Origin of the sequence: Pseudomonas sp. GM33 (assembly GCF_000282295.1) — a bacterium.
Taxonomy (GTDB): Bacteria; Pseudomonadota; Gammaproteobacteria; order Pseudomonadales; family Pseudomonadaceae; genus Aquipseudomonas; species Aquipseudomonas laurylsulfatiphila.
Genome location: NZ_AKJO01000180.1, coordinates 14061 through 27501, shown reverse-complemented (window position 1 = coordinate 27501; position 13441 = coordinate 14061). Strand labels below are relative to the sequence as shown.

Annotated in this window: 8 protein-coding genes; 2 read left to right on the top strand and 6 right to left on the bottom strand. The window is 61.9% G+C overall.

Going from position 1 to position 13441, the window contains the following annotated elements; genetic code table 11:
* The first annotated feature begins 61 nt into the window (after window positions 1–61).
* Both PMI26_RS02530 and PMI26_RS02535 read left to right on the top strand, forming a co-directional pair.
* On the top strand, window positions 62–1735 hold the full coding sequence (locus PMI26_RS02530; RefSeq protein WP_007979898.1) for a nitrite/sulfite reductase: 1674 nt from the start codon (window positions 62–64) through the stop codon (window positions 1733–1735).
* Window positions 1732–2211 carry a DUF934 domain-containing protein gene (locus PMI26_RS02535; RefSeq protein WP_007979896.1) on the top strand — a complete coding sequence of 160 codons (480 nt, stop codon included), beginning with the start codon at window positions 1732–1734 and terminating at the stop codon, window positions 2209–2211. Before PMI26_RS02530 ends, PMI26_RS02535 begins: the two co-directional genes overlap by 4 nt.
* A gap of 300 nt (window positions 2212–2511) precedes the next feature.
* Here the strand turns inward: PMI26_RS02535 and PMI26_RS02540 are convergent, their stop codons facing one another.
* The 6 genes from PMI26_RS02540 to PMI26_RS02565 form a co-directional block, all read right to left on the bottom strand.
* Window positions 2512–4872, bottom strand: coding sequence for a tetratricopeptide repeat protein (locus PMI26_RS02540; RefSeq protein ID WP_007979894.1), 2361 nt, complete (start codon window positions 4870–4872; stop codon window positions 2512–2514).
* Between the two features lie 187 nt (window positions 4873–5059).
* Complete coding sequence (locus PMI26_RS02545; protein ID WP_007979892.1) at window positions 5060–7573, bottom strand: fused MFS/spermidine synthase; 2514 nt, start codon at window positions 7571–7573, stop codon at window positions 5060–5062.
* Window positions 7574–7759: 186 nt separating this feature from the next.
* Entirely contained in the window at window positions 7760–9340 is a 1581-nt protein-coding gene (locus PMI26_RS02550) for an arylsulfatase (protein WP_007979890.1), read from the bottom strand.
* Window positions 9341–9410: 70 nt separating this feature from the next.
* Entirely contained in the window at window positions 9411–10439 is a 1029-nt protein-coding gene (locus tag PMI26_RS02555; RefSeq protein ID WP_007979888.1) for an HAD family hydrolase, read from the bottom strand.
* Window positions 10436–11863, bottom strand: a complete 1428-nt coding sequence (locus PMI26_RS02560; RefSeq protein WP_007979887.1) for a BatD family protein — start codon at window positions 11861–11863, stop codon at window positions 10436–10438. Before PMI26_RS02560 ends, PMI26_RS02555 begins: the two co-directional genes overlap by 4 nt.
* Window positions 11860–13440 carry a VWA domain-containing protein gene (locus tag PMI26_RS02565; RefSeq protein ID WP_007979885.1) on the bottom strand — a complete coding sequence of 527 codons (1581 nt, stop codon included), beginning with the start codon at window positions 13438–13440 and terminating at the stop codon, window positions 11860–11862. The genes PMI26_RS02560 and PMI26_RS02565 overlap by 4 nt, the downstream gene beginning before the upstream one ends.
* Window position 13441: the final 1 nt, after the last annotated feature.

Genomic DNA, 13441 nt, shown 5'->3' with positions numbered 1-13441 from the left:
CAACAACCGCATACCCACCGATCCTACAGGGGAATGCGGTGAATCCTGATGAGGTAGCCACATGTATCAGTACGATGATTACGACCGGGCACTGGTGTTCGAGCGGGTTGCGCAGTTTCGCGATCAGGTCGAGCGCTTCATGGCTGGCGAGCTGAGCGAAGAAGAGTTCCTGCCCTTGCGTCTGCAGAACGGCCTGTACCTGCAAAAACACGCCTATATGCTGCGGGTGGCGATTCCCTACGGCACGCTTAGCGCCCGGCAGATGCGTAAGTTGGCGAGCATCGCCCGGGATTACGATCGCGGCTACGGCCATTTCACCACCCGGCAGAACATGCAGTTCAACTGGATCGAACTGGCCCAGGTGCCGGACATCCTCGAACGCCTGGCCGAGGTGGAAATGCATGCGATCCAGACCTCCGGCAACTGCGTGCGCAACATCACCACCGAAGCCTTTGCCGGGGTGGCGGCCGACGAAATGATCGACCCGCGACCGTTGGCGGAAATTCTGCGGCAGTGGTCGACCATCAACCCGGAGTTCCTGTTCCTGCCGCGCAAGTTCAAGATCGCCATCTGCTCGGCCGAGCAGGACCGCGCGGCGATCATGATGCATGACATCGGCCTTTATCTTTACCCGGGCTGCGACGGACACATGCTCCTGCGAGTCATGGTCGGCGGCGGCCTGGGGCGCACGCCGATCCTCGGCTTGCAGATCCGCGAAGGCCTGCCGTGGCAGCACCTGCTTTCTTACGTAGAGGCGGTGCTGCGGGTGTATAACCGCCACGGCCGGCGGGACAACAAGTACAAGGCGCGAATCAAGATTCTGGTCAAGGCCCTGGGCATCGAGGCCTTCGCCCGGGAAGTGGAAGAAGAGTGGCAGTACCTCAAGGACGGCCCGGCGCAACTGACCCTTGACGAGTTCGAGCGTGTGGCCAGCGCGTTCGTCGCACCGCCTTATCGCGATCTGTCCGACACCCATCTCGATTTCGGCACGCACCTGGCCGAAAACCCGGCGTTCGCTCGTTGGGTGCAGCGTAACGTGCAGTCGCACAAAGTATCGGGCTATGCCAGCGTGGTGTTGTCGACCAAACCGGGCGCCGCTGCGCCACCGGGCGATGTCACTGCCGAACAGATGGAGGCGGTGGCCGAGTGGTCCGAACGCTTCGGCTTCGGTGAAATCCGCATTGCCCATGAGCAGAATATCGTTCTTCCGGACGTGTCCAAGGCCGATCTGTTCACCCTGTGGCACCTGGCCTGCGAACACAATCTGGGCAGCGCCAACGCCGGATTGCTCACCGACATCATCGCCTGCCCCGGTGGCGACTTCTGCGCGCTGGCCAACGCCAAGTCGATCCCCATCGCCAAGGCCATTGCCGCACGCTTCGAAGACCTCGACTACCTGCACGACCTGGGTGACATCAGCCTCAATATCTCCGGCTGCATGAATGCCTGCGGTCATCACCACATCGGCAACATCGGCATTCTGGGGGTCGATAAGAACGGCGCCGAGTGGTACCAGATCACCCTGGGTGGCGCCCAGGGCAAGAACAGTGCGCTAGGCAAGGTCATTGGCCCGTCCTTCAGCGCTGCGCAAGTGCCCGGGGTGATCGAGCGCATCGTCGACACCTTCGTGCGCTATCGCGAGAGCGAAGAACTGTTCGTCGACGCCTTCCAGCGGATCGGGCTGGAGCCGTTCAAGGAGGCGGTCTACGGGAAAGTGCCGCAGGTGTCGGCATGAACAATCTGTTGCGGCTGGAAGAGGGCGTGGCGCGGATTGTTGCGGATGATCCGTGGCAGCTCGTGCGCGACCCGCAAGCAGCGCGGCCCGTGGGTGCCGCGATTCTGCCGCTGAGCCGTTGGCTGGAAATCCCGTCGCATAACGGCGTGTGGCTGGGGCCGGACGATGAAGTGGAAAGCCTGCAGCCATGGTTTGCCCGACTGCCCTTGATTGCCCTGGATTTTCCGAGCTTTCGCGATGGCCGCGGGTACAGCCAGGCGTATCTGCTGCGCACGCGATTGGGCTGGGCCGGCGAGTTGCGCGCCATCGGCGATGTCTTGCGCGATCAACTCAGCCACATGCGCCAATGCGGTTTCGACAGCTTTGCCGTGCGTGAAGACAAATCCGCGGAAGATGCATTGAAGGGATTGGCGGGGATGAGCGTGTTGTACGGGCGTTCGGTGATTGAGCCGCGGCCCTTGTTCAGACGCCGCTGAAGGACCGAGCTTGCTCGCGATGGACGTCAACGAAAACGCGAATATTCTGGATAAACGCGTCGTCTGTAACGCCATCGCGAGCAGGCTCGCTCCTACAAATGCGGTTTCGACAGCTTTGCCGTGCGTGAAGACAAATCCGCTGAATATGCGGTGGTGATAGAGCCAATACCTCCCCTGTAGGAGCGAGCCTGCTCGCGATGGACGTTAACGAAAACGCGAATATTCTGAATAAACGCGTCGTCTTTAACACCATCGTCGGAACGCCGCCCGGAGCAAGCTCGCTCCTACAGGAGTATTCCGTCACTTCAACGCCGGGTCCCCCATATTCATCTTCTTCCAGCCCTGCAACAGTACCTGGGCCTTGGGCTCCTGGCCGTTGGCCAGGTAATACTGGATCAGCGACAAGCGGGCATTGCGGTTGGCCGGTTGCTCTTTCAACAGCCGTTCCAGTTCTGCGCAGGCTTCGTCGATCTTGCCGCTATCATGCAGGGCCACTGCCAGTACGTAGCCGAATTGCCCGCTCTGCGGTTCCAGTTTCGCGGCCTGGCGCAGGTACGGCATGGCTTGAGCGGCTTGGCCGGCACGAATCAGCGCCAGGCCCTGGGTGTATTGCAGCAGGCCCGAGTCAGGATGGTCCTTGAGGCTTTGCGCCAGCAGGGCATGACCTTCCTGGCTGCGACCGTTGGCCTCCAGCCACTGCACCAGGGTAACCAGCGCCGGGTAGAAGTCCGGATCGCGCTGCAGGGCCGTGCGCAGGAACCCTTCGACTTCTGCGTCGCGACCGCTGGCCTGATACAGCATCGCCAGGTTGAGGTTCGCTTCGGCGCGTTCGAGCAGGTTTTTCTGCACCGCCTCGTATTCGCCGATGGCGGCATTCCAGCTGTCCTGCGCCGTGCCCAGGCCAGTGTGCGCGACACTGAGCAGATCACGGGCGGCGGCGATGCGCACGGCTCTCACAGGGTCACTCAGCAAGGGTGTCAGCAGTGGCGCACGTTCCGCTGGCGGCAGGAATGCGCTGAGTGCGCGTATGGCGCTCTCACGGACTTGCGGCGCTGGGTTATTCAAGTCCCTGGTGGCCAGTTTCAACGCTTGCTCGCTCGGATACTGCGCCAATTCGCCAAGCAGCGTCGCGCGCTGGATTGCCGGCAGGTTGCTGCGTTGGAGTTGCTCGATCAAGGCCTGTGCGGCACCGGGCTGACCGTTGCGAATCAGCCACAGGCTTTCGTCGTAGCGAGGGGCTTGCACCGCGCTGGCGTTGGCCGTGTTCCACAGCTTGAACTGCTCGGTGACCTTGTCGCCGGCCTTGCCCTGGTGGCAGGTCAGGCAGGCATCAGGCGTACCGAGTTTCTTTGCCCGCTCAGGGTTGGGGATGCTGAAGCTGTGGTCATGCCGGAAATCATTGCCCATGTAGAACTTGCCGGGCATGTGGCAATCCACGCACTGCGAACCCGGTTGGCCCAGGGTGTGGCGAGTGTGTTCGACGGAGTCGTAGTTTTTCGCTTGCAGGCCTTTGCCGTCGACGCCTTCCACGGTGGTTTTGCCGGCGGTGTTGTGGCATTGCAGGCAGACACCGTTGCCTGGCGTTTTCAATTGCGTGCTGTGCGGGTTGTGGCAGTTGCTGCAGCGCACGCCCTTGTCGAACATTTTGCTCTGGGCAAAGGAGCCGTGTTCGAACACTTCGTCCTTGATCTTGCCATCCAGCGCGTACAGCTCGCGGGTCAGGACGCTCGGCAGGTAGTCGTCCATCAGCCGTTTGCCGACCGTGTAGCCGTCGTCCAGAGGTGCGCGGCGCGAGTGGCAGCGGGCGCAGGTTTCGATTTCGACGGTGGCGTTCTTGTCCTTGAGGTCGACGGCAAAGCCGGCATGGATCAGGTCGGTCTTCTTCGCTGTCCATTCCAGGTGATTGGATGCGGGGCCATGACAGGCCTGGCAGCCGACACCCAGGCTGTTCCAGTGGCTGTCGAAGGTGTTTTTTGACGCATCGAAATTACGCTTGAAGCCGGTGGTATGGCATTCGACGCACATGAAGTTGGCGTTCTGGCTCGGCTTGCTCCAGTGCAGCGGGTTCTTGAAGTTCACCCCCTGGCCCGGGTAGAGGTGAAACCAGCGGTGCTTTTCGGTATCCCAGGCAATGCCAAGGGCCTGTAACCGGCCTTCACCGACTTCGATCAGGTACTGCTGCAAAGGGGCGACGCCAAAGGTATAGGCCACCTTGAAATCGGCATTCTTGCCATCGGTACCCGGCGTGTTGACCCAGAATTCGTCGCCTTTGCGCGAGAACACCGTGGTCTCCTTTTCAGCCTTGAAGGTGACGTTGTTGAAGTCGCCGAGCATCGTGTCGGCGTTGGCTTGCTGCATCGCCAACTGGTGGTGGGAGCCTTGCCAGTCCTTGACCTGCTCGCCGTGGCAGCCCTGGCATTGCTGCTCGTCGACCATTTTCGCAGGCGCGATGGCCACGGGTTGCGGCTTGGCTGGTTGAACAGCAGGGGGGCTGACGGTGACCGGCTTGGGCGGCGTCGGTGTGCTGCTCAGCAAAAACCAGCCAATACCCGCCACAGTCAGCAACAGGATGCCGATGGTGACGGGGAACAGATAACGGTTGATCAGGGTCGGTTGCGAATCAGGGTTTGGCTGTGCAGCTTTGTTTTTATATTTGGGCATTACGACTTCCATGGTCCAGGTGCGATTGCCGTCAGGCGCGCGTTGAAGCTTGATGCAGCTTTGCCGGATGGTCGGCGTCTGTCAAATAACTGATGTTGTGAAGCTGATGGCCCCTTCGCGAGCAAGCCCGCTCCCACAGGGGAACGCATCCCCATGTGGGAGCGAGCCTGCTCGCGAAGGCGGCCAATCACTCTCCGACAAACCACCGGTAATACGGATTCCCGGCATCCCCGCGCATCACCTCGCGCATATCCCTGGCCCAGCCCTCACGGTCACCCTCATAGGCATGCAGGCTGGCCCGGTAGAACTGCATCAGGCGTTGTTGCTGGGTGTTCATGCGCTCGATGAACCCGGCATCGGCGTTCAGCAGTGCAGGTGACTGATGCAGGCCGAGCAGGGCGGGCAGCACTCGGGTGATCTCCCTGGCCCGCACCCACGGCGCGTATTCGATTCGCGGCTGATCGTCCGTCACCGGTTGTGCGTCGCCAGCGAAGCGTTCAAGCCCCGCACGGTCAGTCACCCAGGTGGCGAGCAACGCCGCGGCCGAGCCGATGCCGACATCCTGCAAGGTGCTGCGGACGCTGTCCTGCTGGAAGCGTGCGTTGATCTTCGCCGCATCCAGCTCAATCGGCTCCATCGAACCCACCAGCAGCATCTCGTGGAACTCGCTGGTCCAAAGGGTCGCGTAGGGGAACACGTCGAGGAAGCTGCGCACCAGTGAGCGCGAGTCGTCGATGTTCTGCGTCGGCAACGGCAGCCATTGGGCGACCAGGCCCTGTTTCTGCAAACGGCTGGCGGCCAGTTGGTAGAAGTCCCGGGAATACAGGTTGACCACGCCGGCAGCGGAGGGCGGTGGCGGTTCAAGGGTGATCAGGTCGTAGCGCTGTGGATTGCGCAAGAGTTCCTGGCGACCGTCGCGCAAGCGCACATCGACACCCGGATCGGCCGCGGCATTGAAATTGCCCTTGAACAAGGGTGCCGCCTTGACCACCGAGGGCAGCAGTTCGGCGACCACACGATGATCCAGGGCGGGGTAGCGGGTCAGGGCGCCGGCGGTGATGCCGGTGCCGAAGCCGATCACCAACGCCGAACGCGGTTCACCATTGTGGATCAACAAGGGCAGCAGCGCCTGAATCCGCATGTAGCGCAGGGACGGCATGGCGTCGCCGGTATTGGACACGCCTTGGATATACAAGCGCTGGAACGCCCGTTCGCCTTTGCCCTGAGTAACCACGGCGACGGTCCCGCCACGGCCTTCTTCGTAGAACGTCAGCGTGCCATTGCGCGCGCCCGGCAGCAGGCTGGCGAGCTTGTTGACCGGCGTGAACACGGCCAGTGCCAGGGACACCAGGCCAATGGCAACCACCGCCTGGCGCCGGCCTTTCTTCACGCCATGGCCCTTGCGCACGGCGAGGTACGCGATACCGGCGGCGATAATTGCCAGCAGTCCCAGGGTCCGTACCAGGCCCAGCATCGGGATCAGGACGAAGCCGCAGAGCATCACGCCGATGATCCCGCCAAGGGTATTGAACGCGACGACTTCGCCAACGTTACGCCCCACCTGTGCGTCGCCGACGCTCAAGCGCAGGGCCAACGGGAACGCCGCGCCCAGTAACAGGGTCGGTACAAATACAATGCTCAAGGCTGCTACCGCAAACCGCGTGCTCATGCCCGCCAGTTCACTGCCGCCCCATGACAATACCCAGGATTCGGCCAGGGTCTGGGCGAGCACCAGCCAGCGTCCGAGCAACGCCACTTCCAGCAAGGCAATCGCCCCGGCTGCGGCAATCAGCAAACCGAACACCCCCCAGGGATCGCGCAGGCGATCGACCCGACGGGCCAGCAGCATGCTGCCCAGGAACAACCCGGTGAGGTAGGTCGCCAGCACCACGGCAAAGGCGTAGGTACGGGTGCTCATGAACTGCACGATCGATTGCGACCACACCACTTCGTAGCCCAGCGCTACGCCACCGGCAATGGCGTACAGCCACAGGGCCAGGCGGTCGGGGGCTTTTTCAACGTGATGTTTTGCCGCCGCATCGACGGGGGCCACGCGCCGGCGCTGGAACCACAGGGCTCCTGCGGCGGCCAGCAGGTTCAGCATGGCGGCGGCCAGCGCGCTGCCGCGCACGCCGAGGGTGGCAATCAGTACGAACGCGGCGAGCAGGGTGCCGGCGATGGCCCCGGCGGTGTTCGCCGCATACAGTTGCCCGCCGGCCTTGCCCAGGTGTTGCGGGTCGGTGGCCAGGGAGCGAACCAGAACCGGCAGGGTGCCGCCCATCAACAGCGCGGGAATGCCCACCAGCGCGAACGGCAGCACCCAGGCCAGCAAACCCACGTGCGCTTCCAGCCAGGCAAACGGGCTGGCCGCGAGGCTCATGGCAAAGGTCGCAGCGACACCCAGCAGCGCCACCAGCACTTCCAGAATGGCGTAGAGCACAATCGGGTGCTGCATCCGGTCCGCCCAACGGCCGAACAGCAAGCCGCCCAAGGCCAGCCCGGCAAAGAATGCGCTGATCCCGGTGGTGATGGCATAGACCTCGACGCCTACGACCAACGACAGCTGCTTGATCCACAGCACCTGATACACCAGCGCCGCAGCGCCGGAGACAAACAGCAGCAGGGCGGGGATCAACAGCGCCGGGGAGGCGACTTGCGGGGCAGGTATGGCCGACGACTTGCTGGCGACACGTGAGGTCATGGATCTGTTGCCTTGTGCGAATTTTTGAATCGATTACAAGCTAGCGTAGGAGCTGCCGCAGGCTGCGATCTTTTGATCTTGCTTCTTTAAAATCAAGATCAAAAGATCGCAGCCTGCGGCAGCTCCTACAGTGATCGCATTCATCTTGCAAAAAAGTCCGCTCGCCGGTGAGGGCGAGCGGCGGTCTTACTGTGCAGCTTTCATTTTTTCAGCGATCTTGGCATCTACCGCAGCACGGATCTGGTCGATGCTGAAGCTCGCCGGTTTCTGGCTTGGCGGGTATTCGATGAACGTTTGCAGGAACCCGGCCGCTTTTTGTACGGCTTGAGCGGCCAGGTAGACGTTTTTGGTCTGCCAATCGTAATACTGATCGGAAACCACGTCGGCCCGTTCATACGGGTCCATCCTCAGGTTGAAGATTTTCGGTACGCGCAGGCACACGAACGGTTCGCTCCAGACTTTAAAGCCACCCGGCTCGCGCTGCTCGCAGAACACCACTTTCCAGTTATCGAAGCGCATCGATACCAGCACGCCGTCGTCGTTGAAGTAGTAGAACTCCTTGCGCTCGCCTTTAGGCTGTTGGCCAGTCAGGTAGGGCAGTTGGTTGAAACCGTCCAGGTGCACTTTGAAGTTATTGCCACCCGAGGTCGGTGCCCAGCCTTTGAGCAACTTGTTCTTCACGTCGGTTTCACCCGCTGCGGCGAGCAGGGTTGGGAACCAGTCCATGCCCGAGAACAACTCGTTGGAGACTTCACCGGCCTTGATCTTGCCCGGCCAACGAATGATCGCCGGCACGCGGTAGGCGCCTTCCCAGTTGGAGTTCTTCTCGTTACGGAACGGCGTGGTCGCCGCGTCCGGCCAGGAGAACTGGTTCGGGCCGTTGTCGGTGGTGTAGACGACAATGGTGTTGTCGGCGATCTTCAGGTCGTCGAGGGTTTTCAGCAGTTTGCCGACGTCGCCGTCGTGTTCCAGCATGCCATCGGCGTATTCGTTACCAGGCATGCCGCTCTGGCCCTTCATCGAATCGCGCACGTGGGTGAACAAATGCATGCGCGTGGTGTTCATCCAGACGAAGAACGGTTTGTCTGCCTTCGCTTGTTTCTCGATGAAAGCCTGCGCCGCCGCCGTGGTTTCATCGTCGATGGTTTCCATGCGCTTGGTGGTCAGCGCGCCGGTGTCTTCGATCTTGCCGTCGGCGAAGCTGTGGATCACGCCACGTGGGGTGTTGGCCTTGACGAACTCGGCATCGTCTTTTGGCCAGTACGGACGTTCAGGCTCTTCTTCGGCGTTGAGGTGGTACAGGTTGCCGAAGAACTCGTCGAAACCGTGGTTGGTCGGCAGGTATTCATCCTTGTCGCCCAAGTGGTTCTTGCCAAACTGGCCGGTGGCGTAGCCCTGGGACTTGAGGGCCTGGGCGATGGTGATGTCACGCTTTTGCAGGCCCACCGGTGCGCCCGGGATGCCGACTTTCGACAGACCGGTACGCAAAGGCGTCTGGCCGGTGATGAACGACGAACGCCCGGCGGTGCAGCTGTTCTCCGCGTAATAGTCGGTGAACATCATGCCTTCTTTGGCAATGCGATCGATGTTCGGCGTCTTGTAGCCGACCACGCCCATGGAATAGGCGCTGATGTTGGTCTGGCCGATATCGTCGCCGAAGATCACCAGAATGTTGGGTTTATCAGCGGCTCCGGCTGTTGCCGAAATCGCCATCACCGAGGCTGCCACCAGGGCGAGTTTCGGTAGCCACTTACCTATGCGAGTCATCTGACTGGCTCCTTTTCACTGCGTCGCCGAATGCGACAAACGTTTACTGCTGTCCTGCGTTACGTCTTTTTTACTGCGCTTGCTCGGGTGTGGCGGCGTCGTACGGATAGATCCGGCGCCATTCGGCCGCCATGTCGACGACTGTCCAGCCACGCTTGTTCGCTTCGTCCAGGGCCTTGTCCAGGCGACCGATCTGCGACTGTCGGTCGTAAGCCCATTCGCGTTTGGCGTCGGTGTGATGCACCAGCCCCATGAATCGTTTGCCGGGACCGGCGGCGGTCCACTGGAGCATTTGCAGGTCACCGTCGGAGTTGCCGAACGCCAGGATCGGTCGTTTGCCGATCACGGCATTGATGCTTTCCGGTTTGCCCGGGCCATCGTCGTTGTGGGCCAGTTTCGGCGTGCGCAGGATCGACGCCTGGCCGTCCTTGTAATGGAACGCGGTGACGAAGGTGGTGCCGATGACTTGTTCCGGTGGAATGCCGTAGACCTTCTCGGCAAAGGCACGCATGAACCCGGTGTCGCCACCGGAGACGATGTAGGTCTTGAAGGCGTTACCGCGCAGGTAGTCGAGCATCTCCAGCATCGGCTGGAAGACCATTTCGGTGTACGGCTTGCCGGTTTTCGGGTGTCTGGCCTGACTCAGCCAGGTCTTGGCGTAGTCATCGAACGCTTCGCTGGTCATGCCGGTGTGGGTCGCACCGAAGATTTTCATCATGCCTTCCAGGCCGCTGGCGGCCAGGGCCTTGTGATCGTTTTCCAGCACGGCCTGGAACGGCTGGGTGGTTTTCCATTCCGGGTGCTGCGCCGCGGTGCGCTTGACTTCTTCGAGGGCGAACAGCAATTCGAAGTACATCGGCTGCTCGCTCCACAAGGTGCCGTCGTTATCGAACACGGCAATGCGGTCTTCGGGTTTGACGAAGTCCTTGTTGCTTTGATCGGTCACCGCCTGCACGAACTCGATGATCTGCTTTTTCGACGGACCATCGTTCCACGAGGGCAGCGGTTCGGCTGCCTGGACCAGCAGCGGCAGGCTCAAGGCCAGAGTCAGCAGGAAGCTGAATAGGCGTTGATGGTGTAACGATTTCGAATTGGTCATGGGAAACCCTTCTCGTGAACGGGGTTGAGCGGATGAAGAGCAGAAGAGACTGATTCTCTGTTGCGCTCGGCCTGACTATGCAGCGTAGACAAGGATTCCCTGATTTGGCGCAGGGCCTGCTCTTTGTCCGTTTCGCGGCCGTAACAGGCCCGCAGGAAGCTTTGCAGGCGCGGGCCGAGACCGGTCAATTTCAGGCCCCGGCGGCTGCGTCGGGTCCACAGGTACAGGGCGCTCAATTGCGTCGGTTTGCCCTCCAGTTGTGCCGGAATCTGCTGCCATGCGTAGTCGGCGGACTCGAGCCAGGCGGCGTGTCGGGCGCGGCGTCGGGCCTGACAGTTGAGGTGCGCGCGGCGTACGAGCGGGCGACTGAACCAGCCCAGGGCCACCACCGCCAACGCCAGTGCCAATAGTCCGAACCAGTGCCCGGAAAGGTGCAAACGATTGTGCTGGCCGAGTTTTTTCAGGTCTTCGGTGATTGAAAACACCGGCTTGTAGGCGCTGTTGGACGCGGCGTCGAAGGTCACGCCAGGCACCGTGGCCGTGCGGGTTTGCCGGCTGCTGGCATCCCACCATTTCAGTTCGACGGCTGGCAGGCTGTAGTGGCCTTCGGTGTCGATTCGATACGTCACGCTGTCGATGCGCTGGCCGCCAATGAAGTTACCGCGACCGTCATCCAGATTGCGGATTTGTGGGGCTTTCGGGTAACGGCTCAGGCCCTTGATGGCCTCCAGCGTCGGTGTCGGCAGTGACATGGCCAGGGCACCGTCGGCCTGTAGCGTCAGTTCCCGGGTGATGCTGTCGCCGACCTTCAGCGGTGTCGCTGAATTGATGGTCTTCTGGGTGAAGCGCAGCCCTTGAGCCACCAGCACCGCCTCCCCGGGCTGGAATCCCGGCGGCTGTGCGGCGTTGAAGTGCAATGGCTGACTTTGGGCACTGAGTTCGTGGCTGGCCTGGCCCGGTGTGGCTTGAACGGTCAGTGCCGGAATGTCGAAGCCCTGGGCCAGGTTCGGGGTGATCAGGTAGCTGTAGCGCATGCCGTTGAAGGATTGGCCGTCGATCGTCTGGTTCAGGTGTTCGGCGTGGCCGTCCGGTGGCATCACCAGTGCGCCGGGCAGTTTCAGGTCGGGCAGGGTGGGGGCGTTGGTGAACCAGGTGTCGGTGAAGACATCGAGTTGCAGTTCGACCAGGCTGCCGACCATGACGGGGTCGGCGGGTTGCAGGGTGGCCTGGACTTTCAGTTGAGGGTCGGCGGCGAATGTGTTGAGGCTGATCAGACCGATGAGCAGGGCTCCGAGATTTGTGGTGAGTGGTCGGGCCCTTTCGCGAGCAGGCTCGCTCCCACAGGGGATTTGTGGCGGGCGTGGATCAAATGTGGGAGCGAGCCTGCTCGCGAAGGCCGCGACTCGGTTTTGAAGGCAGCTCATGGCTTGGCCCCCGCCTGATCCTGCAGGCTGAACTTCTGCTTGAGAAACTTCGCCGGCGACGTGGTCAGGTTCTGCAACCATTGCTCATCCGAGGCCGCTTGTTGGGTTTCCATCTTTTTGCTTTGGCCTTTACCCGGCGTCTTGTCCATCTTGATTTCGTCGGGTTTGACCTCCGGCGCGTTTTTCTCGGCGCTCTCGGTGTCTTTCTGCAAGGCGATGGCCAGGGCCAGGTTGGCCGTGGCTTCCGGGAACTGCGATTGCAACTTCAGCGCCTGGTTATAGGCCGCGATGGCCTGATCGAACTTGAACCGGCGCACGTAGATATTGCCCAGGTAGAAATACGCCTGGGGTGTATCGAGCCGCGCGAAGCTGGCCAGTGCCAGGTCGAAATCGGCCGCGTTGTAGGCGGCCAGCCCTTTCCAGTACGGATCGACGAACAGCGCCGCGGCCTGAGGATAGTGCTGGTGTTCGAAGGCCCAGCGGCCTTGCTGGTCGCGGGTGAAAAAGGCATCGGTCAGCGCATTGGCCTGTGCCGGCGCCGGTGGCAGGCCCAGGCCCACCGCCAGCAGCAGTCCCGCCATCCAGTTCACGCTCCAGCCCTTGCGTACGCTGAAGAAGGCGAACAGCAGCAGCGGCCAGCACAACCAGTAGCCGGCGTCTTTCCAGTGCAATTCACGCTGTTCGTCGCTGGCTGACTGGTAGTGCTGCTCGGCGTGCAGTTCGATCCAGTCCAGATCGTCATCGTTGAGGGTCAGGCTACCCAGCGGGGCATCCAGCGTTGAGGCAAGCTGGTTGAGGGCATCCTGGTCGAAACTGCCAAGTTGCGGGCGACCATTGCTGTCCATGCGTGGCTGGCCGCTGGCATCGCGGATGATCCCGCCGTCGCTGCTGCCGGCCGCCAGAATCAGCACTTGCAAGGCACTGCCAGCCAGTCGTTTGTGCAGCCCGGCCAGTGTCGAGGTGTCGGCGCCATCGGTGATCAGCAGCAGGGTGCCGGGTGTTTTTTCGGCGGCGAGCAGGCGCTTGGCCTGATCGATGACCGCGCCGACATCTTTCCCCGGTTTGTTGATCAGGTCGGTGCTCAGGGCCTGAATGAAGGTATCGAGCAGGGCCGGGTCGTCGGTGGCGGGCAACACCAGATGCGCGCTGCCGGCATAGGCAATCAAGGCGTTGCGCGAACCGGCGCGGCGTTGGATGAGGTCGTGGAGCTTGTGCTTGACTGCTTCCAGGCGACTGGGTGGAACGTCGCTGGCGTCCATGGACGGCGACAGGTCGACGGCGATGATCAGCGGCGCGCGGTTTTCCAGAAAGTCCGGGCGATCCTGTTCCCAGGTCGGCCCGGCGGCGGCGAGGGCACCCAGTACCAACAGCGCACACAGCAGATGCACCGGGCGCAGGCGGTGCCGGTCTTGCGGGGTAATGAGCAGATGCGGCAGCAGGTGCGCCGCGATGTTGCTGCGCCAGCGACGCTGCAAATCCTGGCTATGTCGCCACAGCACTGGCAGCAGCGCGCCGAACACGGCGAGCAACAGCCACACAGGACGCAGGAAATGGAAGTCGCCGAGGTTGATGTCCATC

Excerpts from the sequence above, each read along its gene's own strand:
- PMI26_RS02530 (WP_007979898.1), top strand. The coding sequence starts at position 62 with ATGTATCAGTACGATGATTACGACCGGGCACTGGTGTTCGAGCGGGTT.
- PMI26_RS02535 (WP_007979896.1), top strand. The coding sequence starts at position 1,732 with ATGAACAATCTGTTGCGGCTGGAAGAGGGCGTGGCGCGGATTGTTGCG.
- PMI26_RS02540 (WP_007979894.1), bottom strand. The coding sequence starts at position 4,872 with ATGCCCAAATATAAAAACAAAGCTGCACAGCCAAACCCTGATTCGCAA.
- PMI26_RS02545 (WP_007979892.1), bottom strand. The coding sequence starts at position 7,573 with ATGACCTCACGTGTCGCCAGCAAGTCGTCGGCCATACCTGCCCCGCAA.
- PMI26_RS02550 (WP_007979890.1), bottom strand. The coding sequence starts at position 9,340 with ATGACTCGCATAGGTAAGTGGCTACCGAAACTCGCCCTGGTGGCAGCC.
- PMI26_RS02555 (WP_007979888.1), bottom strand. The coding sequence starts at position 10,439 with ATGACCAATTCGAAATCGTTACACCATCAACGCCTATTCAGCTTCCTG.
- PMI26_RS02560 (WP_007979887.1), bottom strand. The coding sequence starts at position 11,863 with ATGAGCTGCCTTCAAAACCGAGTCGCGGCCTTCGCGAGCAGGCTCGCT.
- PMI26_RS02565 (WP_007979885.1), bottom strand. The coding sequence starts at position 13,440 with ATGGACATCAACCTCGGCGACTTCCATTTCCTGCGTCCTGTGTGGCTG.